This is a genomic window from Lactobacillus juensis, from assembly GCF_036246285.1.
Taxonomy (GTDB): Bacteria; Bacillota; Bacilli; order Lactobacillales; family Lactobacillaceae; genus Lactobacillus; species Lactobacillus juensis.
Genome location: NZ_BTTS01000004.1, coordinates 35,433 through 53,921 on the forward strand (window position 1 = coordinate 35,433; position 18,489 = coordinate 53,921).

The following is an 18,489-nucleotide window of genomic DNA, read 5'->3' on the forward strand; positions in this document are numbered from 1 at the left end:
CTAGTAATGTATAAGAAATTTATTTCAAGTTGGAAAAAATTGAGAACAGTTTGGAAGATACTTATAATTTTAGGTATACTTGGTTTTGTCTTTCTGTTAAAAGTAAAGCCCTGGATTCCAACTGGAGAAAGTTCTCCAGATAAGGTAATGGCTTGGTGTGATAAGAATGATAAAAATATATATAAAATATTCCTTTTAAATCAGATTGATCAGGGTCTGGTTGAAGGACACACAGATCAATCAGAACACAATATTATATTAATGGCTAATAAAGAATCTGGTACTTATGTATTTAGAGTTCAAAACCACTATGTATACGTTGTAAGAATTGTAGATCCGGTAGATGACAGGTATAGAGAGCAAGCTATTGGAATAAAAGAAGACAATGATGGCAAAGTTTTTTATACAGGATTATCTATCTCCGAAATGGATTCCATTGATGACAATGCAGTAGAGGATACCTCATGGAATGATTACGGATATACTCGTGAATTTCATCAAGATGACGATTAATTATATTAAAAGAAATAAAATATAAAGTAATTTTTTTACTAGGAAATTTTTTTATAAAGGTAAGCCTAAATAATAAAAATAAAGGATTAGTCTAAAAACGTATGACCAATCCTTTATTTTTATTCAAATTTTTAAAAAAATTAGCATTGCTACGAACGTATGTACTATAATTTGCTTATATAATTTTGTAACTTAATAGGATAGCTGGCATTTATGAAACAAAAACAAACTTTTTCAGATAAAGTTTTTCAATTTGATCAGGAATTAGATAATATAAAAATTAATTTACCTGAACCATATAAAATAATTAATCCTTATAGTGGCAGAAATAAAAAACAAATTTTACAAATGATCCAAATTTTCTATCACAAATATTTCAATGACAACAACAAGCGGCGCTTGATACTGGGCAGTTCTCCAGCGAGAAGAGGATCAGCAATAACAGGAGTTCCCTTTGAAGATGCTTCAAATCTCCAGAAAGAAACAGGAATTGCAATAGCAAATTTTCATGTTAATAATGCTGCTTCTAATTTTTTAAATGAAGTCATAGATAAATACGGTGGAAGGACCAAGTTTTATCATGATTTTTACCTCAATTTTGTTTGTCCTTTAGGCATTTGCAAGACCAATTCCAAGGGTAACCAAGTAAATTGCAATTATTATGAAAACAAGAGAGTTGAAGATATACTAACTTCTTTTATAATTTCCGCGCTTAAAACGCAAATTAACTTCGGAACTGATACTTCCGTTTGCTACTGCATTGGGAGTGGTCAAAATTATCAAGAACTAAGCAAAATTAATAAAAAGTGGCGCTTTTTTCAAAAAATAGTTCCACTTGAACATCCTCGTTTTATTACACAATATCATCCTGAAGAAAAAGAGAAATATTTGCATAAATACTTGGATGCTTTGATGTATAAATAATAAGCGTTAGTTTGAAAAATAAGTGAGGTCAGCAATTTATGTCTGATGTAATTCTTAAAAAAGCAAGAAAAATTTATCAAATGTACCAAAATGGCGATTTAGGTGATACTACTTTACCTGAAGATAGCAACCCCCACCTAGATCCAAGTTCCAATGAAAATGCGCTTTATTTCACGTTGCCAATGGCTTTAAACTATCAGAGAAATTCCTATACTTTGTGGGAAAGTGCCTTGAAGACATATGAAGATCCCAAAACTAGTTTTGTTTTTATACCGGCAAAAGTGATTACTGCTGAGTATGAAGCATTGCAAAAAGCTTTGACTAAGTATCGGCTTGCTTTGCAAAAGAACAAGCAAACAGATATTTGGCTTAAACTATGTCAGACATTTATGGAGCTTTCTGACGGTAATATTATCAAATTCGCTAGCAACTTGGATAATGATGTGAATAAAATAAGGCATTTTATGCAAAAAGATGCCAAGAAAAAGTTTCCGTATTTGTCTGGTAATAAGCTTTGTAACTATTGGTTGTATGTTCTCAGTAAATACACTGCTATTCCTTTAAAAAATACTAATAATATTTATATTGCTGCAGACAGGCATGTAATCAGGGCAAGTTACAAATTAGGCTTGATAACTAAAGAACAGATGGAAAGCACTAAGGTGCAAACTTATGTGATTAGTGCTTGGGCAAAAGAACTGCAGGGAACAGAATTTGTGCCAACCGACTTGCAAAATCCATTGTGGTTATGGAGCCGGAATGATTTTAAAGATTTGGATTCATACAATTGAGAGTAAAACTAGGTACGAAATGATTGGCTTTATGTCTTTTCTTATTGAAAATAAATGCATAAAAGATATAAAATTAGTGATGGTTAAAGAAATAGTTTTTTATGAAGGAAAGAAAAATGAAAATTAATCATAATATCAAAAAATTCACCAGTAAGTTGCTAGTTAGTTCTGCAATTGCAGGCATTTTGGGCGGAGTTGCTATTAATGTGATTCCTGAGAAAGCAGATCTTGTTCAAAATGTTCAAGCCAAAAAAAAGAAACGCGCAAAAGCAAAGAAGAAGGTTAAGAAGCCGGTAACTAGCCATAAAACTGCTAATGTTAATAAAAAGATTAATATTAGTAAATACTCTCAAGACAATGATTGTATTTTGAAGTTCGATCCTAGTACTAAAACCTTGCATATTAAAGAAGGTGTAAATAGTAATAAATTAGGTAGTACTCCGATTTATGATGCCGTTTATAATGCTAAGAAACATGTTTCTAAGAAAAATATGTTTAAGCCTTCTGATATTGAACATATAAGTATTGATAGCAATATTGCTTTATCAAGTGATTCCGAATATTTATTTGCTAGATTATATAAGTTACAGGACATTGCTGGTCTTGATAAGGTAGATACTGGTAAAGTTGAAAATCCCGGCTATATGTTTTTTAACGATAGAAAACTGACTCAGCTTGACCTAAGTAGTTGGGATGTAAGTTCTTTTGATCGTTATTTTGAAAGAAATATGTTTTCAGGTGATACATCTTTAAAAGAAATTAATCTGACAGGCTGGGGAGTAAAACTATCTGATGAAATCTTTGATGGCCTTGATACTACCAAAGTCAAAATTATTGGTTTTGATGAAGATAACGATTAGGCCTCAGATAAAGTTGATGTAATAATATAAAATCTTTTTAAACAAAAAACCTTTCAAACACAATTCCTAGTGAAATTGTGTTTGAAAGGTTTTTATTATATTGATTTAGATTTTAGTCACTTATAATTAATTATGAACTTTCATTCTTACCAAATTTAAGCTTACGACAATTCATAAAGATCAAGTCACACAATTAAATAGTTTGATTTAATTTTTATCAACTTTAGAGTTTATGTAAAGCTCTTTTAGAAAAGTTTCTAATGAAGTTCTTTTCGATAAGTCGTCAGCCATATTTATAAAAAATAAGCATAGCTCAATAGAGACGTCTTTAATAAAAACTAGATCATCGAAAGTCACATACTCTGTTTCACCATGGGTAAGATTGGACCTTTTGCCGTATAATTTTTTCATTCTTTTTTCAAAATCATTTCTTGTCTTTTTATCTTTATCTTTTTCCAAAATTTGAGTACTAATTTTAGTGATCTGGCGAGTAATACTAATTTTTTTGCCTTTCACTTTAAGATGCTTTTGCTCTATAAGTGCTTCTATTGCAGACATAAAATTTAAAATTCTTTTTAGTCTATCAGTTTCTGTTAGTGCTGATCCAATATAATTGACAGCAATATAAATGTTTTGCTCAACCTTAGAAATTTCGAAATTTTCAATTTTTTTATCAATTATTTTTCCTATGGCCCTTAATATCTTTAGTTGATTATCGGTTAATATGTCTCTTGATATTCTTACATGTATATATTCCGGATAATCTATTAAACAATCTTTTTGTTTATTTGTTAAGACGAAAAAGGGATTGAGCATGTTTTTATTTGTTTTTTTGTAACTAATGCCAATATTAAGTGGATTCAGTAAATCTCCCCACAAAAGCTGAAAAGTGTTAAAAATAGTATTAAGATATTCTATACTTTTGTTTATAACTGAGAACTTATAGGTATTGTTTATTGTAACACAAGCAAAATCATTTATTGCATTTTCAGATTCAAATAAATGAGTAGAATAATCTGGCCAATATTTTATAATCGTATGATCTTTATTTTTAGCAGGGCATAAAGAAATATGATTGCTAAACTTCAAATTTGTTATTTGTTCAATACCATAGACAGGAATTAAACATAAAAAATTTTGAGGACTTGCGTTTATTGCTTTAATTACTTTTTTTGTAACTTCTTCAATAGATTCATTTTTTATAAACCTATTTTTTTTAATTATATTTAAAATATCATTCGATAGATTTTCCTCGGCTTGGTAATAGTACATCTCTTTGTTTTTTATTATTAAATTTACTATCTTAAGTAATTTATCTTTAGGATACTGAAACCTTACTTCAAAATTATTATAAATGGAAATAATGGTAGTATAATTTTCCTTTTTTTCTAACATATCTGTATTAATACTAGAAATAAAGTCCTCAATATCTTTTTTACATTTTTCTTGCCAACTCATTGTTTGTCACCTTTTAAGCTCTAGACTAATTTACGACGTTTAATTTTTCACCTTTTAGAAATGCCTGCAGATTTTCAACGACAATTCCCAGCAAACGATTGCGGGTTTCGCGTGGTGCCCAGGCAGTATGAGGGGTAATGTAGCAGTTCTTAGCAGAAAGAAGTGGACTGTCAGCAGGAATTGGCTCTTTTTGTGCAACATCAATTCCAGCTGCAGCGATCTTACCTTCATTTAAAGCATCAGCGACGTCTTTTTCATTAATTAAACCGCCCCGAGCAGTATTAATTAAAATGAGGCCATCTTTCATTTGAGCAATTGCTTCTTGGTTTATCATTTCGGTAGTTGCCGGTGTTTGTGGTACGTGTAGACTAATAATATCTGCTTGCTGATAAAGTTGATCAAGTTCAACCTGCTTAACGTAATCAGGTAAGTCGGATTTAGGACGATGATTCCAAAAAATCACATTCATAGAAAAAGCATGGCCGATTTCTGCCACTTTTTTAGCTATGTGACCGAAGCCAATGAGTCCTAACGTTTTACCTTTCAATTCCATTAGCGGTTTAGCCCAAAAAGTAAAATCAGGATTGCTGCTCCAGCGACCTTCATGGACTAATTTGTTATGTAAACCGACTTGACTGGTAATTTCAAGTAGCAATGCAAAAGTAAATTGGGAAACGGCATCAGTACCATAAGTAGGGATGTTAGTTACAGGAATGCCAGCTTCACGAGCTGCAGTGGTGTCTACAATGTTATAACCAGTAGCAGTCACACCAATATATTTGATGTTGGGCGCAGTCTTAAGGACTTTTTCGTCAAGGGGCGTTTTGTTAGTCAAAACAATTTCAGCATCACCAATCCGCTTTAAAATTTCATCATCATCGTCCACTGGGGTACGATCGTAAAAGGTGCATTCACCTAGTTTTTTAAGAGGTGACCAATCTAGGTCTCCTGGATTTAGAGCATAACTATCCAAATTAACGATTTTCATAATTCAACCTCACATATAATATATCTATACCTTATAGTTTACTACATATTGCCGGCGTAACTATATATTATAAGATTGTAGTAAGATGGTGATTAAAAGAGTATTTGACAGTGTTCATAAATAATTTTAAAATTACCCTGTATTATGCATTTTAGTAATATCTTACAATTACTAGCAATGAGCTAATTAAATAGTGGTAGTATGTTATTTCTTTATGGATTTTATGCCATGCAATAATCTATAAATAGTGGTATAAAATTAAAGTAGTAAATAAATATATAAAATAGTGGAATTAAGAAGGAGTTATCAATGAAAAAATGTCCTCAATGTGGCGCCTTAATGGGAAAAGACGTCAATTTTTGTACGTCTTGCGGTTATGATTTGCGCAATGTTAGTGTACAAAAAGTAGAAGAGGCACCTACTAATCTAGTTGAAAACACTGCCCAAGTAAAGTCAAAACAAACTGAACCTCAGCCTCCAGCTGCCAGTGAGCCAGTTAATTACGGAGATCAATTTCAAAATTACTGGCAATGGTGTGTTGATTCCTGGCGCAATCCAGGCACCAGTAGTCCTAATGTGGCAAGTTGGTACGGTTGGTTGACCATTTTGATTGAAGATGCTTTTGTTGTGTTGGGTCTATATTATTGTGCCAATACTATTGTAAGTACCCTGATTAACTGGGCCAATCGCATGGGAGCCAACATTAATGGCTGGGAAAATTTTCATGTTCCCTTTAACATTATGCTGGAAATATTTGTGGTGCTGGTGATATTTGAAGCAATAGTCATTGGCGGCTTTTATGCTGGTTATCGGTATGTCTATGACAGACAGCTGGGCTTTTTTGAGTTTATCAATCGTGGTGCCCATGCCTGCAACTTCAATCTGCTTATTTCTGCCGCATTCTTTTTACTAATGCTTTTAGGACTAAATAGTATTAAATTTGTGATAGCCGTATTTATTATAATGCTAGCTTTATTCTTTGCAAGCCAGCATATTATATTATTTGGTGATCAGGGAGCAGTGCATGATAAAATTTTCGGCTTCCTAATTGCTTTTGCCATTATCTTTGTATGTCTGATGATTTTAGATTCAATTATTTATAGTTCCATGGTCCATTCAATCATCAATCAAATTATGTCAATGCAAAATGGTTCAATGTAGATAGAGTGAAGGAAATGAATGATAAAAAATTTTGTCCTAATTGTGGTAAAGAGGTAAAGCCGAATGCGGAATTTTGCCCTAACTGTGGTCAAAAATTGCCTCAGACGTTACATAGTAGAAAAGAATATCGCAGTCAGCAGAGAAATACTGCAGCGCAGCCAGTTGTCAATCAGCCACAAGCTACGGCGAGCTCAGTCCATCAGCATCAGCCTATGAAAAAAAGAAACAAGGTCTTGTTAATCTGCTTGGGAGTTTTGATTGTTGCATTTGCGGCATTCTATGCTTGGGGTTCTAATCACTATCAAAGAAATAATCAGATTAATCAAATTGCAGCCAGTTTGAAGAATCCTCATTCTGATTTAGCCCAATTCGTAGTTTCTGAAAATCCTAATGCTCGTGTGACAACGGCAGCTTTAAAGCCGACTCAGGAATATTATGCGGAACACTACGTTGAAGCAGATAAAATGGCAGATGCTTTTAAATACGGTAATGAATATGAAAACGTCAGCTTGGTCCAAAGCGGTCGTTATTTGCTTTTATTCCCCAAATATTGTTTGCAATTAAAGACTTATACACCGCAGATTAGAACTAATCACGCCAATTCTACTATTTATGTCAACAATAAAAAATTTGGTGGCGTTGACGGCAGCGGTGAGGACTATTATAAAAAAATTGCTCCTTTATTTCCGGGTAAATACCACATTGAAGTAAAATCAGTTGCCTCTGGTCACCAGTTATCTGCCGATAAAAGTACCACTATTTTTTCTAATAAAGAAATTAACATGAACATTAAAACTGTTAATTTCATGATTAAAAGTATCCCTTCTGCCACGATTTACATCAATGATAAAAAAGTAGGCAATCTTGATAAAAGGGGCGCGAAAGTGTTTAAAGATTACCCTGTAACTGATGATATGAAGATCTATGTGGTTACTAAAGTTGATGGTAAATCTATCAAATCAGAGTCTGTTGATTATGACGATATGGGCTTTGAAGATGACGATGATAGCAGCAGTAATGTCATTAAACCCGAATGGCCCGGCTTAATTAGTAAAGATGATGCTGAAGAACTTTTAGAAAATGACTTTACTTCTCCAGATGAAGATGACTTTGTTGGTGGAGCTGAAAATAAAGGCTATCAGGAACTGCATTCTCAAGATTCTGGTTTTGATAATGATGACGATATTAATGATTATAATATGGAATGTTCTGTAGTTTCGATTACTCCGGCGCCAAATAACTGTAGCAGCGTAACTTACAAGATTACTTACACCTTCGAACATGATGATTTTGAACATAAGCAAGTGATGTTATACACTGGCGGACTTTTCAAACAAACTGGCGACAGCGATGACAGCAGTCAAAAGATTAAATCAATTGGTAACGGCAAAATAATTAGTGATAAAAAATACGACAATTAACAACTTATTAACGGATAATATTATTTGAACTGTTATTCTAAAATTAAAAGTTTACATGAGGACTAATTTTCGATTTCGATCGAGTTAGTCCTTTTGTTTTGTCTAAAAAGTAGTTTTTCTCTAAATACTTTTTAGCTTTTATTACCTGAAACAATTATTTTTTTCACTGTTGCGTAGATGCAAATATATCGTGTTTTTTGAAATTTTAAGTTGCTTAGCCACAGTTGGAATGGCCTTTTTCATACTAAAAATTCCATTCTCTTTTAGTTTTAAAATAATCTGTTTGTTATGGTCTTTAGAATTAATAGTAGCATCAGCATCGACATCAGCTCTTGCCTTATTTACAGCAGCTGAAATCAATTCATCTGTAGAGTTCTCAAAGTTTTCAATAACTTTTGCTTGTTGTAAAGAATTATGTTGTGGAATGAAATTTCCCATAATTCGTGTGAATGGCGTATTCAAATAAAAATTAATACACAACAAGCCTATAATCCGGTTATTATTTCCTCTAATAACAGAGGTCATTGCTTTAATTGGTTCTCCCTTAGCATTGCGATTAAAGTAGGTCATATAATCATTAGATTGCTTTCCTGATTCTATCTTTTCCAAAATATGTAAAGCTAAGTCAGTAATTGGGTCACCAATTTTACGACCACTTAGCTGACCATTACAAATACCAATTATTGAATTTCCGTAATTTTCTAGACTGTGTAAAACAATTTCGTATCCTTCACCTAAATAAGTACTCAATGAAGAAATTAGGATTTTATATGAATCTAGAATTTTAAGATCATTTTTTGAAAGTTTCATTTTTCCTCCAAAAGATAATAATTTTAACTCCAATATAAAGGGAGAAAATTTTTAATTATAGTTTATTACTATAAAAAGTTAAAATCAAACCATAATGTAAAATAATTCATTGACTAAAAAATATTTTAGTATTAATATGAGATTGAGTTAAGAAAGAGAGGATAAAAATGAAACAATTTAATGCTACGGGTTTATCAATTGCAAAAGGTCCATATTCTCAAGCGACCATCACTGATAAATATATTTTTATATCGGGTCAAATCCCTGTTAATCCTAATTCTGGGAAAATTGATTCTGGAACTTTATCTGGGCAAACAGAACAAGTTATAAAAAACATAAATATAATTTTAGCGGAGCTAAACAAATCCTTTGCTGATGTTGTTAAAACAACATGCTTTTTAACAGATATGTCAAGTTTCGCTATTTTTAACCGAATCTATGAAAGGGCTTTTAAATCTTTCCCTGCTCGTTCATGCGTTGAGGTCAATAATTTGCCTTTAAATAGTAAAGTCGAAATTGAATTAATAGTTGAAGCATAAAGGGGGAGACAACAATGTATACCGAATTAGTTTCAAAAATAGTAAAAGATATGGGGGGCAAGGCTAATATTGCAACGCATACACATTGTATGACAAGATTACGCATAACAACTCATGATGATTCTCTTGTACTTACTGATAAGATAAAGAATCTTAAAGGAATAATGGGAGTCGTAAAAAAGGGTGATCAGTGGCAAATAGTAATAGGACCTAATGTAGAAGAAGTATATAACTCTTTTGTAGATTACTTGAATAATTCTGCAGAAAAAGGAACAATTCAGGAAAAACATTCTAAAAGTACCTGGGGAGCAAACATCCTAAACACAATAGCCGGAATTTTTAATCCTATTGTGCCAGCTCTTGCCGGTTCAGGATTAATAAAAGCAATTCTTGCGCTTTGTTTAGCTTGTCACTGGTTAACTGATAAATCACAAACTTATATCGTATTAAATGTAATTAGTGATGGTGTGTTTAACTTCTTGCCATTCTTACTGGCATATTCATCTTCTAAAATTTTTAAAATGAATACCGCGGTAGCGTTAGGAATAGCTGGGGCAATGTTGCATCCAACATTTATTCAATACTTAACGGCAGGGAAAACTACCATGCAATTTTTTGGAATTACTATGCATTTGGTTGATTATCAAACCAGTGTATTACCAATCATATTAGTTATATGGTTTGCTTCATATATTGAAAAGTTTCTAAACAGAGTAATTCCTAAAGCAATAAAAATTATTGTAGTACCGGCTTTTACTTTATTACTTGCTACTCCAATAGCTTTATTAATTATTGGACCACTAGCTCAATGGATCGGTACTGGATTAGCATCAGCAGTTAATGTAATGTTTGACCGGTGGGGAATTATAGCCAGTCTTCTTTATGGTGCATTTTACTCACTTATAGTTGTTACAGGTTTACAGCATGGTATGGTTCCAATTTTAGTTGATAGTATTTCTCGTTATGGTTTTAATCATATTAGTCCTGCATCGGGAAGTTCAAACATGGGTCAAGCTGGGGCAGCCTTCGGTGTTTGGCTTCGTTCAAAAGATAGGGACACTAAGGCGGTCGCAGCATCTGCATGTATTTCAGCTTTAAGTGGAGTAACAGAACCAGCGATTTATGGTGTTAATCTTCGCTTAAAGAAACCATTTTTATATGCTGGTATTGGAGGAGCAGCCGGTGGTCTAGTTGCAGGTATTTTAAAAGCTAAGTGCTATGCATTAGGTGGCCCTTCGTTTTTAACATTACCAATGTTTATTGGTGATCCTAATAATGTTTGGTTTGTTGTTTTAGCTTTTATAGTTGCATTTGTTGTTTCTGCTATTATTACTGTCGTATTTGGTTTTGAAGAAACGCCACTTAAGGAGGAATAACAACTTATGAATCAATTTAATTCAAGTTTTGAAAATATTAGTGGTGGTTTATTTTCGAAGATTGAAAAGGCTGATGTAGGTAATAATTATCAAAATCTAGGAAAACAAGGAGTCGATCTTTTAGGTTGGGCAGATCCATTTTATCCGGATCGGTGTGTACCTTTAGAAGTATTAAATGAAAGTGTCCGTGCTCTTAAAGGAGAATTACCGACGCACTATACCCCACCTGTTGGAAATGAAGAATTGAAGATTGAAATTGCCAAAAAGGCAGAAAAATTTAACCAACTTAAACTTGATCCTGATAGAAATATTTTAGTAACTCCAGGTTCTGATTCCGGTCTTTTCTTTGCGATGATGCCATTTTTGGAAAAAGGAGACGAAGTAATTTTACCTATTCCTTGTTATCCAAATAATATTCAGAATACAAAGTTGTTAGGGGCTAAACCTGTTTATCTGAAGTTAAAAGAAGAAAATAGGTATCAGATTACAACCAAAACTTTAGAAAAATTAGTTACCCCAAAAACTAAAATGATTGTACTTACACATCCGAATAATCCCACGACGACAGTGTTTAACCGAGAATCTTTAGAAGCGATAAGGCAAATAGTTATAAAATATGATCTAGTTTTGATATGTGATCAGGCATTTGAGGATTTTACGTTTGAAAATAAATTCATAACCCCCGCATCATTAGAAGGAATGTTTGATAGGACGGTTACTGTTTGCTCAGTATCAAAGGGGATGGGACTCAGTGGCTTTCGTGTAGCTTATATTATGACAAATGATCATTTTATGGATAAATACTATGGTGCAGCAGTTAGTGTTATTGGAGCAACAAATACAGTTTCTCAAATTGCTTTGATTGAAGCTTTTAAGCATCCTCAGTTTATGAAGAAATTTGAGCAATCATACAATTATCGCAGGAATAAAGCTTATGAAATTTTTAATTCAATTCCGGGAGTTTCAATGCTTAAACCGGAATCAGGTTTTTTAGGTTGGATCAACATTTCGGGACTTGGTAAGTCTCACGATGTCCAAAACTTTCTTATAAATGATGCAAAAGTTTTTTTAAATTCCGGTACAAATTACGGTTCAAACGGAGAAGGCTACCTAAGGATAGTTTTAGGAACTTATAAAAGTGATGAACGTTTAATTAGAGTACTTGAGCGAATTAAAAAGTCTTTGCTGAAATATCCAAAATTTATAGATTAGGAGGAACTATGCGTAAGTTGAATAAATTTCCTTCCAATTTTTTCTGGGGAGGAGCAATAGCTGCAAATCAAAGCGAAGGTGCTTGGAATGAGGATGGTAAAGGTCCTAGTATAACAGATGTTATGGTCTTGGGCTCCCATACTAAAGCTCGAAAAATAACTAAGGAACTAGATCCTGATGTTTATTATCCTTCACATAAAGCTGCTGATTTTTATCATCATTATAAAGAAGATATAAAGCTATTGGCCGATGAAGGAATTAAAATGCTTAGGTTATCGATTGCATGGACTAGAATTTTTCCTAATGGTAATGATGACAAGCCTAATCAAGCAGGTCTAAAGTTCTATGATAAAGTCTTTGCTGAATTAAAAAAATATAATATCGAACCACTTGTTACAATCTACCATAACGATTTTCCATTACATTTAACTCAAATTGGTCAAGATTGGTCTTCAAGAAAAACAATAGATGATTATATAAAATTTGCCGAATTAGTAATGAAACGATACAAAAACTATGTAAAATATTGGATACCATTTAATGAAATTAATGATCTTACTGTACCACTCGGCAACTGGAATCATGGTGGAATAATTAATGATGGAACAGAAGATTTTCAGCATCAAGTTGATAATCCAAATCTTAGATTTCAAGCCTTACATAACCAATTTATAGCTAACGCAAAAACCGTAATTTTAGGTAAGGAAATAAATCCTAAATTCAGGTTTGGTTCGATGATATGCCATATTACTGTATATCCACTGACATGTAAACCGGATGATATTTTATTAGCTCAACATGAGGATCAAATTCGTAATTGCTTTTGTGGTGATGTTCTTCATTACGGAGAATATCCATATTATGCCCTTGAATATTTTAAAGAAAATAATATTCAAATTAGTATTTCTCAAGAAGATAAGTCTATATTGAAAGAAGGAATATGTGATTTTTATACTTTTAGCTATTATATGACTATATGCAAAACTAGTACTCCACAAAAGGCTAAGAGCACCTCCGGAAATATTATGGGTGGGGCAAAAAATCCTTATTTAAAAGTTAACGATTGGGATTGGCAAATAGATCCTAAGGGCCTGCGATATACTTTAAACCATGTATATGATCGCTATCGTGTTCCAATTATTATTTCGGAAAATGGCTTAGGTGCATTAGACAAAATAACCCCTGATTGTCATGTACATGATGACTATAGAATAGATTATACTAAAAAGCACCTTCAACAGATGCAAGAAGCTATTACTGATGGTGTAGATTTAATTGGATATACCACCTGGGGTATTATTGATCTTGTGAGCTGTTCTACTGGAGAAATGTCTAAGCGCTATGGCTTTATTTACGTTGATGCTGATGACTATGGTAATGGCACATTTAAACGCTATAAAAAGGACAGTTATTATTGGTATAAAAAGGTAATACAATCAAATGGTGAGAACTTAAATGAGTTAGAGTAAGAAGGGAAAGATATGCTAAGTTTTTTTAAAAAGAAAGAGGAGAATCTTAAAATAACAGCACCCGTAGACGGTGAACTAGTACCAATAACCGAAGTAAAAGATGATATTTTTTCAAAAAAGATGTTAGGTGATGGCTTTGCAATTAAACCGAATTCAGATGATTTGTATTCTCCAGTCAAAGGCATAATTTCTTCTATTTTTTCAACAAAGCATGCTCTTGGAATAAAAACAGAAAACGGTTTGGAAATTTTACTTCATTTTGGAATTGATACGGTTGAGTTGGAAGGGAAGCCGTTTAGTATTAAAGTAAAAGAAAAAGAAAAGGTACTTTCAAATGATTATATTGGTACAATGAATCGCTCTATGGTTGAAAAAGAACAAAAAGATGATATTGTAATAGTTGTTTTTACTAATTTAAATGAAGGTATCGAGTTTCCTCAAATAATTAATAGAGAAATAAAACATGGGGAAGAAATAGGGCAAATTAAGGTGAAAAATAAGTAAAATATAGATACGGTTTCAATATAGATGACTTAGTGAATTATCATTTTGAGATAATTCACTATTTTGTTAAAAAATTCTTTTACAAAATAGGCAGCCTAAATAGAGTGGAACGAAATTTTATTTATTAATTTATTTGGAAAACGCTTTCTTATTTTTAATCAATAAAATAACATTTTTTGAGAATAAAACTACTGTAATAACTCTCAATATTGTGCTATTATTTTCTTAGACTAAGAAAGAGAGGTAGATTTCTCCATATGCATGTGTTAACTCAAAATTATGAGCAACTTGTTATGGGGAAAGTGCGGCTTTCTTATCTAAGCAAACTGTTGTTGCTGTTTTTTAATATGATCATTAATGGACTTGGCATATCACGCAATGTGAAATGCTAAGTCTTTTTTGATTGCTATATTTCCAGATCAGGAGGAAATCATGCCAAAATTTAAGAAGTTTTTAGTTGGTGCTATTGCAGTTTTGGGCACTGCTTTACTTGCTGGGTGTTCTAACTCAGCTAAAAAACAAGCTGATAGCGGTACCCCAAAGTCTCTCAACGTGCAGTTCGTACCGAGCGTTTCTGCTAATACGCTTGAGACTAAGGCCAAACCATTGGAAAAAATGCTATCTAAGCGTCTGGGAATTCCAGTTCACGTTTCAGTTTCAACAAGTGGTAATGCACTGGTAGAAGCAATGAAATCTAAAAAAATAGATGTCGGCTTTTTACCAGGGGATGACTATGTCCAAGCACATAAACAGCATGCAGCTGATGTTTTATTACAGTCAGAGCGTTTTGGTTTAACTAGACCAGATGGTAATTGGACTAAAAAGTTAGTTCATACTTTCCATTCCGAAATTCTGGTTAGAAAAGACTCTGGTATCAAGAGCTGGAGGGATCTTAAAGGTAAGAAAATTTCTATTCAAAGCCCAACCTCAACTTCTGGTTATATTTTCCCAGTTGCCGAATTAAAGCAAAAGGGACTGGATGTTCCTCGTAGCTGTAAACTGGTTACTACAACTGGACATGATCAGGCGGTTCTAAATGTTTTAAATAAAGATACTGATGCAGCCTTTGTCTTTGAAGATGCCCGTAATAATGTTATTAAAGACAACCCTAAGATTAAGTCACAAGTTGTACCAATTTATTACACAACAGAAATTCCTAATGATACTATTTCTGTCATTCCGAGTTTGTCGAAATCCTTCCGGGAAAAATTAGCTAATGCATTTATTGCCATTGGTAAATCTAAAGAAGGCAAAAAAGTAATTGAACGCGTTTATTCGCATGAAGGATATGTCAAAGCCAAAGATAGTGACTATGATACTGTTCGTAAATATGAAAAAATTGCTGAGTCAATTAAAAAGTAGCTTCGCTGATTAAATATAGAAGAAAATGCATCTTTTTCAACTTAAAAGATGCATTTTTTGTAGATAAAATATAGACTAAGTTTAGTTAAATAGGGCTTTTCCTAATAAAGACAATTTTGTTCTTGGTAAAAAGCAGTGGATTATAGTTATTAACTTATATGGTAAGGTCAAGCGCAACATTTAAGTTCAAATTTAGTTAACGAACACTTTCAAACATTGACAAACAAAAGAGAACAGCTATAATTAAAATGAACTAAGTTAGTTGCATAATCTAGTTTAAGAAGTAGGTTACTAATGTTAAAGAGTGAAAGACTGAAAACTATTTTACAAGTTGTAAAAACACAGAAATTTGTCACAGTAGACGAATTAGCACAAGCTTTAAAAGTTTCTGATATGACGATCAGGCGAGATCTGAATGAGCTCCACAAGGCAAGTAAGATTTTACGTGTTCACGGTGGCGCGCAATTATTGTCTGATCAAACCCGTACTGAAAAAAGTTATGAGCAAAAACGTGAAATCCATAGTAAAGAAAAATATGAAGTAGCAAAGAGAGCTTGTAATTTAATTCATGAAAATGATTCGATTTATGTTGGACCAGGGACGACGTTAGAATTACTGGTGGCTAATCTCAAAGTTAAACATTTACGCATTGTTACTAATTCATTGCCTGTATTTGAAGCTGCCAAAAATAATATGAATGATTACGATTTAATTATGGTTGGCGGTTCTTACAGAAGAATCAGCGGTGCTTTTGTAGGTGCTTTGGCCAATAACGAGTTAAAAACTATGTCATTTTCTGTTGGTTTTGTCGGTGTTAATGGCATTAAAGATACTTCTTTAACAACTGCTAACTTAGAAGAAGGTCAAACCGAAGGTATTGGACTGAATCATTCGCAAATAAAATTTGTGGCAGCTGATTATACTAAATTGGATCATAGTGATTTTCACCAATTTTATGATTTGCGCAATGTAGATGGTTTAATTACTAATCGGGGAATTGAGCCTGAGTTGGAAAAGCATTACAGTCAATTTACGACTATTTATAAATAGTTTTTTGAGAGGAGATTTGGCTATGAAGGTTGTCATTGGTAGTGACAAGGCAGGTTTTACCTTAAAAGAAAAAGTAAAAGATTACCTGAAGGCACATCACTATGATGTTTTGGATGTTACTCCGGAACCCGCTGAGGATTTTGTTGAATCTAGTTTAAAGGTAACTCATGAAGTATTAGACAATGGCATTAAAAAAGCCATTATGTTTGACGAATACGGCGTAGGGTCTGCCATGGCGTCAAATAAGGTTAAAGGCATGGTTACCGCAAATGTTAATGAAGAAAGAACTGCACATATGACTGCTATGCACAATGGTGCAAAAGCTATTGCTTTAGGTAGCGGTATTGTAGGCGAAAAACTGGCTTATTCAATCGTGCAACATTATTTGGATACTGAATATGCTGGCGGCCGCCATCAAGTGCGTTTAAATATGCTTGAAGAAATGATTTAAGGAGGCTTACTAATGCTAGATAATGATAGACCACAACCCGAGTTTGTTGATCCTAAAAATGATAAGCATATGGTCATTGCTTTAGGTAATGATCATATCGTTACTTCTGTTAAAATGGCTATTTCTGATCATTTAAAAGAAGAGGGATATCAGGTCATTGATGAAGGTACTCATGATAATACCAGAACCCACTATCCAATTTACGGTAAACGTGTTGCTGAAGATGTTGCTGATGGTCGTGCCGATTTAGGTATTGTCCTTTGTGGTACTGGTATCGGTATTTCTACCGCTGCAGATAAAAACGAGGGCGTTCGTGCAGCAATGGTTGGAGATGTTGCTCAAGCTGAATATGCTCGGCGCGAGTTGAATGCCAATATCCTTGGTTTTGGTGGTATCGTTTTAGGACGTGACTTTATTTTTGACATTGTTGATTCTTTCTTAAATGCCAAATATGAGTCTACTCCAGAAAGACAAGAGTTAATTGCCAAAATAGACGGTATTGCCAAACCAAATCCTGATCAAAAGGATAACGTACACTTCTTTGATGAAGAAAATAAGAAGTGGGCTGAAGGCGTATATCACGACTAAGACAGCTAAATAATATAAAAATAAAGAATTAAAATTTTAATCGCACATTAAAGCCATGATTGTAAAATCATGGCTTTTTAATATCTCAAAAATAACAAATTATTATAAATATTACTTTGAGTGATCGTGTCTTAATAAAAATTTTATTTAAAAAGGCTAGTAAGATTAAGTTTTTGATAACATGATCTTATTAGCCTTTGTCTTTGTAACAAATAATTTAATGTTGCAAATTACAATTTAGAAAAGTAAGTCAGAAATATAATAGTTAATAATTTCATTGTTACTGACTAGTTTAAATATTAATGTTCTTAAAAATGATTTATAATTTAACTGGGTTATTGGATTTTAATTTAGAAACATACTTTTGGGCATTTTCTTTAACTAGATCAAAATTGCCATCTTTACCTGGCCCCACGAGATTACTGCCTATCCCTACTGCTGCAACACCTGCTTCTACCCAATCTGAAATATTATTCATATCAACGCCTCCAGTAGGCATTAAGTTGGCATTAGGAATTGGGCCTAAAATACTTTTGACAAATTCAGTACCTAGCACATTACCAGGAAATACCTTGACAATATCTGATCCATAGGACAAGGCAGTGGTTATTTCTGTTGTGGTCATGCATCCAGGAATATATGGTCTTTGGTATAAATTGGAAATTAAGGCAATTTTTTTGTTGAAATTTGGACCAACAATAAAATCAGCACCAGCTAAAATAGCCAAGCGTGTTGAAACTTCATCCAAGATTGTTCCAGCACCTATTATGATATCATTATGGCTCTGGTATTTTTCTTTTAATTTTTTGATTACACTATCAGCCGAGGGAACGGTATAGGTGAGTTCGATTGTTTTGATGCCGCCAGCAATACATGCGATGGCATCATTATAAGCCTCTTCAGCGGAAGCTCCTCTAACAACCGCAACTAAGAAATTTTGATTAATTAATTTTAAAATATCTATTTTTTTATCCATTTTGTCTTCTCGTTTCCAAATAATAAATTATAATTA

At 33.0% G+C, this 18,489-nt stretch carries 19 protein-coding genes; 15 read left to right on the forward strand and 4 right to left on the reverse strand.

The features are described 5' to 3' along the window. Nucleotides 1-6 precede the first annotated feature (6 nt). The 4 genes from AAA926_RS09270 (at nt 7) to AAA926_RS09285 (ending at nt 3,088) form a co-directional block, all read left to right on the forward strand. Nucleotides 7-513, forward strand: coding sequence for a hypothetical protein (locus AAA926_RS09270; protein WP_338212376.1), 507 nt, complete (start codon nt 7-9; stop codon nt 511-513). Nucleotides 514-726: 213 nt separating this feature from the next. Beyond that, complete coding sequence (locus tag AAA926_RS09275) at nt 727-1,437, forward strand: uracil-DNA glycosylase family protein (protein ID WP_338212377.1); 711 nt, start codon at nt 727-729, stop codon at nt 1,435-1,437. Nucleotides 1,438-1,475: 38 nt separating this feature from the next. Further along, nucleotides 1,476-2,228, forward strand: a complete 753-nt coding sequence (locus AAA926_RS09280) for a hypothetical protein (RefSeq protein ID WP_338212378.1) — start codon at nt 1,476-1,478, stop codon at nt 2,226-2,228. Between the two features lie 116 nt (nt 2,229-2,344). After that, on the forward strand, nt 2,345-3,088 hold the full coding sequence (locus AAA926_RS09285) for a BspA family leucine-rich repeat surface protein (RefSeq protein WP_338212379.1): 744 nt from the start codon (nt 2,345-2,347) through the stop codon (nt 3,086-3,088). 207 nt (nt 3,089-3,295) lie between these two features. On the opposite strand, the gene AAA926_RS09290 is transcribed toward AAA926_RS09285, so the two are convergent. Together AAA926_RS09290 and AAA926_RS09295 are read right to left on the reverse strand one after the other, a co-directional pair. Continuing rightward, nucleotides 3,296-4,546 carry a hypothetical protein gene (locus AAA926_RS09290; protein ID WP_338212380.1) on the reverse strand — a complete coding sequence of 417 codons (1,251 nt, stop codon included), beginning with the start codon at nt 4,544-4,546 and terminating at the stop codon, nt 3,296-3,298. Nucleotides 4,547-4,571: 25 nt separating this feature from the next. After that, entirely contained in the window at nt 4,572-5,534 is a 963-nt protein-coding gene (locus AAA926_RS09295) for a D-2-hydroxyacid dehydrogenase (protein WP_338212381.1), read from the reverse strand. A gap of 309 nt (nt 5,535-5,843) precedes the next feature. Between AAA926_RS09295 and AAA926_RS09300 the strand changes: the two genes are divergently transcribed. Next, the gene (locus AAA926_RS09300) at nt 5,844-6,695 is read left to right on the forward strand and encodes a zinc ribbon domain-containing protein (protein ID WP_338212382.1); all 852 of its coding nucleotides are present in this window, start codon (nt 5,844-5,846) and stop codon (nt 6,693-6,695) included. A 14-nt stretch (nt 6,696-6,709) separates the two neighbouring features. Beyond that, nucleotides 6,710-8,116, forward strand: a complete 1,407-nt coding sequence (locus AAA926_RS09305; protein WP_338212383.1) for a zinc ribbon domain-containing protein — start codon at nt 6,710-6,712, stop codon at nt 8,114-8,116. 141 nt (nt 8,117-8,257) lie between these two features. On the opposite strand, the gene AAA926_RS09310 is transcribed toward AAA926_RS09305, so the two are convergent. Next, complete coding sequence (locus tag AAA926_RS09310; protein ID WP_338207378.1) at nt 8,258-8,926, reverse strand: helix-turn-helix transcriptional regulator; 669 nt, start codon at nt 8,924-8,926, stop codon at nt 8,258-8,260. A 167-nt stretch (nt 8,927-9,093) separates the two neighbouring features. On the opposite strand from AAA926_RS09310, the gene AAA926_RS09315 reads away from it, so the two are divergent. The 9 genes from AAA926_RS09315 to lacB all read left to right on the forward strand — a co-directional run bounded on the left by AAA926_RS09315 (nt 9,094) and on the right by lacB (nt 17,477). Continuing rightward, complete coding sequence (locus tag AAA926_RS09315; RefSeq protein ID WP_338207379.1) at nt 9,094-9,465, forward strand: Rid family detoxifying hydrolase; 372 nt, start codon at nt 9,094-9,096, stop codon at nt 9,463-9,465. A 14-nt stretch (nt 9,466-9,479) separates the two neighbouring features. Continuing rightward, nucleotides 9,480-10,841: a PTS transporter subunit EIIC gene (locus tag AAA926_RS09320; RefSeq protein ID WP_338207380.1), complete on the forward strand. Its 1,362-nt coding sequence runs from the start codon at nt 9,480-9,482 to the stop codon at nt 10,839-10,841. A gap of 6 nt (nt 10,842-10,847) precedes the next feature. Continuing rightward, complete coding sequence (locus tag AAA926_RS09325) at nt 10,848-12,053, forward strand: pyridoxal phosphate-dependent aminotransferase (protein ID WP_338207381.1); 1,206 nt, start codon at nt 10,848-10,850, stop codon at nt 12,051-12,053. 8 nt (nt 12,054-12,061) lie between these two features. Next, nucleotides 12,062-13,522 carry a glycoside hydrolase family 1 protein gene (locus AAA926_RS09330; protein WP_338207382.1) on the forward strand — a complete coding sequence of 487 codons (1,461 nt, stop codon included), beginning with the start codon at nt 12,062-12,064 and terminating at the stop codon, nt 13,520-13,522. Between the two features lie 12 nt (nt 13,523-13,534). After that, entirely contained in the window at nt 13,535-14,026 is a 492-nt protein-coding gene (locus AAA926_RS09335) for a PTS sugar transporter subunit IIA (protein ID WP_338207383.1), read from the forward strand. Nucleotides 14,027-14,458: 432 nt separating this feature from the next. Continuing rightward, nucleotides 14,459-15,388, forward strand: a complete 930-nt coding sequence (phnD, locus tag AAA926_RS09340) for a phosphate/phosphite/phosphonate ABC transporter substrate-binding protein (protein ID WP_223902695.1) — start codon at nt 14,459-14,461, stop codon at nt 15,386-15,388. A gap of 294 nt (nt 15,389-15,682) precedes the next feature. After that, nucleotides 15,683-16,438: a DeoR/GlpR family DNA-binding transcription regulator gene (locus tag AAA926_RS09345; protein ID WP_265893714.1), complete on the forward strand. Its 756-nt coding sequence runs from the start codon at nt 15,683-15,685 to the stop codon at nt 16,436-16,438. A gap of 22 nt (nt 16,439-16,460) precedes the next feature. Further along, entirely contained in the window at nt 16,461-16,889 is a 429-nt protein-coding gene (gene lacA, locus AAA926_RS09350) for a galactose-6-phosphate isomerase subunit LacA (protein WP_045927617.1), read from the forward strand. A gap of 69 nt (nt 16,890-16,958) precedes the next feature. Next, on the forward strand, nt 16,959-17,477 hold the full coding sequence (gene lacB, locus AAA926_RS09355) for a galactose-6-phosphate isomerase subunit LacB (RefSeq protein WP_198181168.1): 519 nt from the start codon (nt 16,959-16,961) through the stop codon (nt 17,475-17,477). Between the two features lie 319 nt (nt 17,478-17,796). Here the strand turns inward: lacB and AAA926_RS09360 are convergent, their stop codons facing one another. After that, nucleotides 17,797-18,453 (reverse strand): bifunctional 2-keto-4-hydroxyglutarate aldolase/2-keto-3-deoxy-6-phosphogluconate aldolase, encoded by a 657-nt coding sequence (locus AAA926_RS09360; RefSeq protein ID WP_198181109.1) that lies wholly within the window; start codon nt 18,451-18,453, stop codon nt 17,797-17,799. Between the last annotated feature and the right edge of the window lie 36 nt (nt 18,454-18,489).

What these genes read in the sequence shown, in the direction of transcription:
- AAA926_RS09270 (WP_338212376.1), top strand. Translation starts at nt 7, where the DNA reads ATGTATAAGAAATTTATTTCAAGTTGGAAAAAATTGAGAACAGTTTGG.
- AAA926_RS09275 (WP_338212377.1), top strand. Translation starts at nt 727, where the DNA reads ATGAAACAAAAACAAACTTTTTCAGATAAAGTTTTTCAATTTGATCAG.
- AAA926_RS09280 (WP_338212378.1), top strand. Translation starts at nt 1,476, where the DNA reads ATGTCTGATGTAATTCTTAAAAAAGCAAGAAAAATTTATCAAATGTAC.
- AAA926_RS09285 (WP_338212379.1), top strand. Translation starts at nt 2,345, where the DNA reads ATGAAAATTAATCATAATATCAAAAAATTCACCAGTAAGTTGCTAGTT.
- AAA926_RS09290 (WP_338212380.1), bottom strand. Translation starts at nt 4,546, where the DNA reads ATGAGTTGGCAAGAAAAATGTAAAAAAGATATTGAGGACTTTATTTCT.
- AAA926_RS09295 (WP_338212381.1), bottom strand. Translation starts at nt 5,534, where the DNA reads ATGAAAATCGTTAATTTGGATAGTTATGCTCTAAATCCAGGAGACCTA.
- AAA926_RS09300 (WP_338212382.1), top strand. Translation starts at nt 5,844, where the DNA reads ATGAAAAAATGTCCTCAATGTGGCGCCTTAATGGGAAAAGACGTCAAT.
- AAA926_RS09305 (WP_338212383.1), top strand. Translation starts at nt 6,710, where the DNA reads ATGAATGATAAAAAATTTTGTCCTAATTGTGGTAAAGAGGTAAAGCCG.
- AAA926_RS09310 (WP_338207378.1), bottom strand. Translation starts at nt 8,926, where the DNA reads ATGAAACTTTCAAAAAATGATCTTAAAATTCTAGATTCATATAAAATC.
- AAA926_RS09315 (WP_338207379.1), top strand. Translation starts at nt 9,094, where the DNA reads ATGAAACAATTTAATGCTACGGGTTTATCAATTGCAAAAGGTCCATAT.
- AAA926_RS09320 (WP_338207380.1), top strand. Translation starts at nt 9,480, where the DNA reads ATGTATACCGAATTAGTTTCAAAAATAGTAAAAGATATGGGGGGCAAG.
- AAA926_RS09325 (WP_338207381.1), top strand. Translation starts at nt 10,848, where the DNA reads ATGAATCAATTTAATTCAAGTTTTGAAAATATTAGTGGTGGTTTATTT.
- AAA926_RS09330 (WP_338207382.1), top strand. Translation starts at nt 12,062, where the DNA reads ATGCGTAAGTTGAATAAATTTCCTTCCAATTTTTTCTGGGGAGGAGCA.
- AAA926_RS09335 (WP_338207383.1), top strand. Translation starts at nt 13,535, where the DNA reads ATGCTAAGTTTTTTTAAAAAGAAAGAGGAGAATCTTAAAATAACAGCA.
- phnD (WP_223902695.1), top strand. Translation starts at nt 14,459, where the DNA reads ATGCCAAAATTTAAGAAGTTTTTAGTTGGTGCTATTGCAGTTTTGGGC.
- AAA926_RS09345 (WP_265893714.1), top strand. Translation starts at nt 15,683, where the DNA reads ATGTTAAAGAGTGAAAGACTGAAAACTATTTTACAAGTTGTAAAAACA.
- lacA (WP_045927617.1), top strand. Translation starts at nt 16,461, where the DNA reads ATGAAGGTTGTCATTGGTAGTGACAAGGCAGGTTTTACCTTAAAAGAA.
- lacB (WP_198181168.1), top strand. Translation starts at nt 16,959, where the DNA reads ATGGTCATTGCTTTAGGTAATGATCATATCGTTACTTCTGTTAAAATG.
- AAA926_RS09360 (WP_198181109.1), bottom strand. Translation starts at nt 18,453, where the DNA reads ATGGATAAAAAAATAGATATTTTAAAATTAATTAATCAAAATTTCTTA.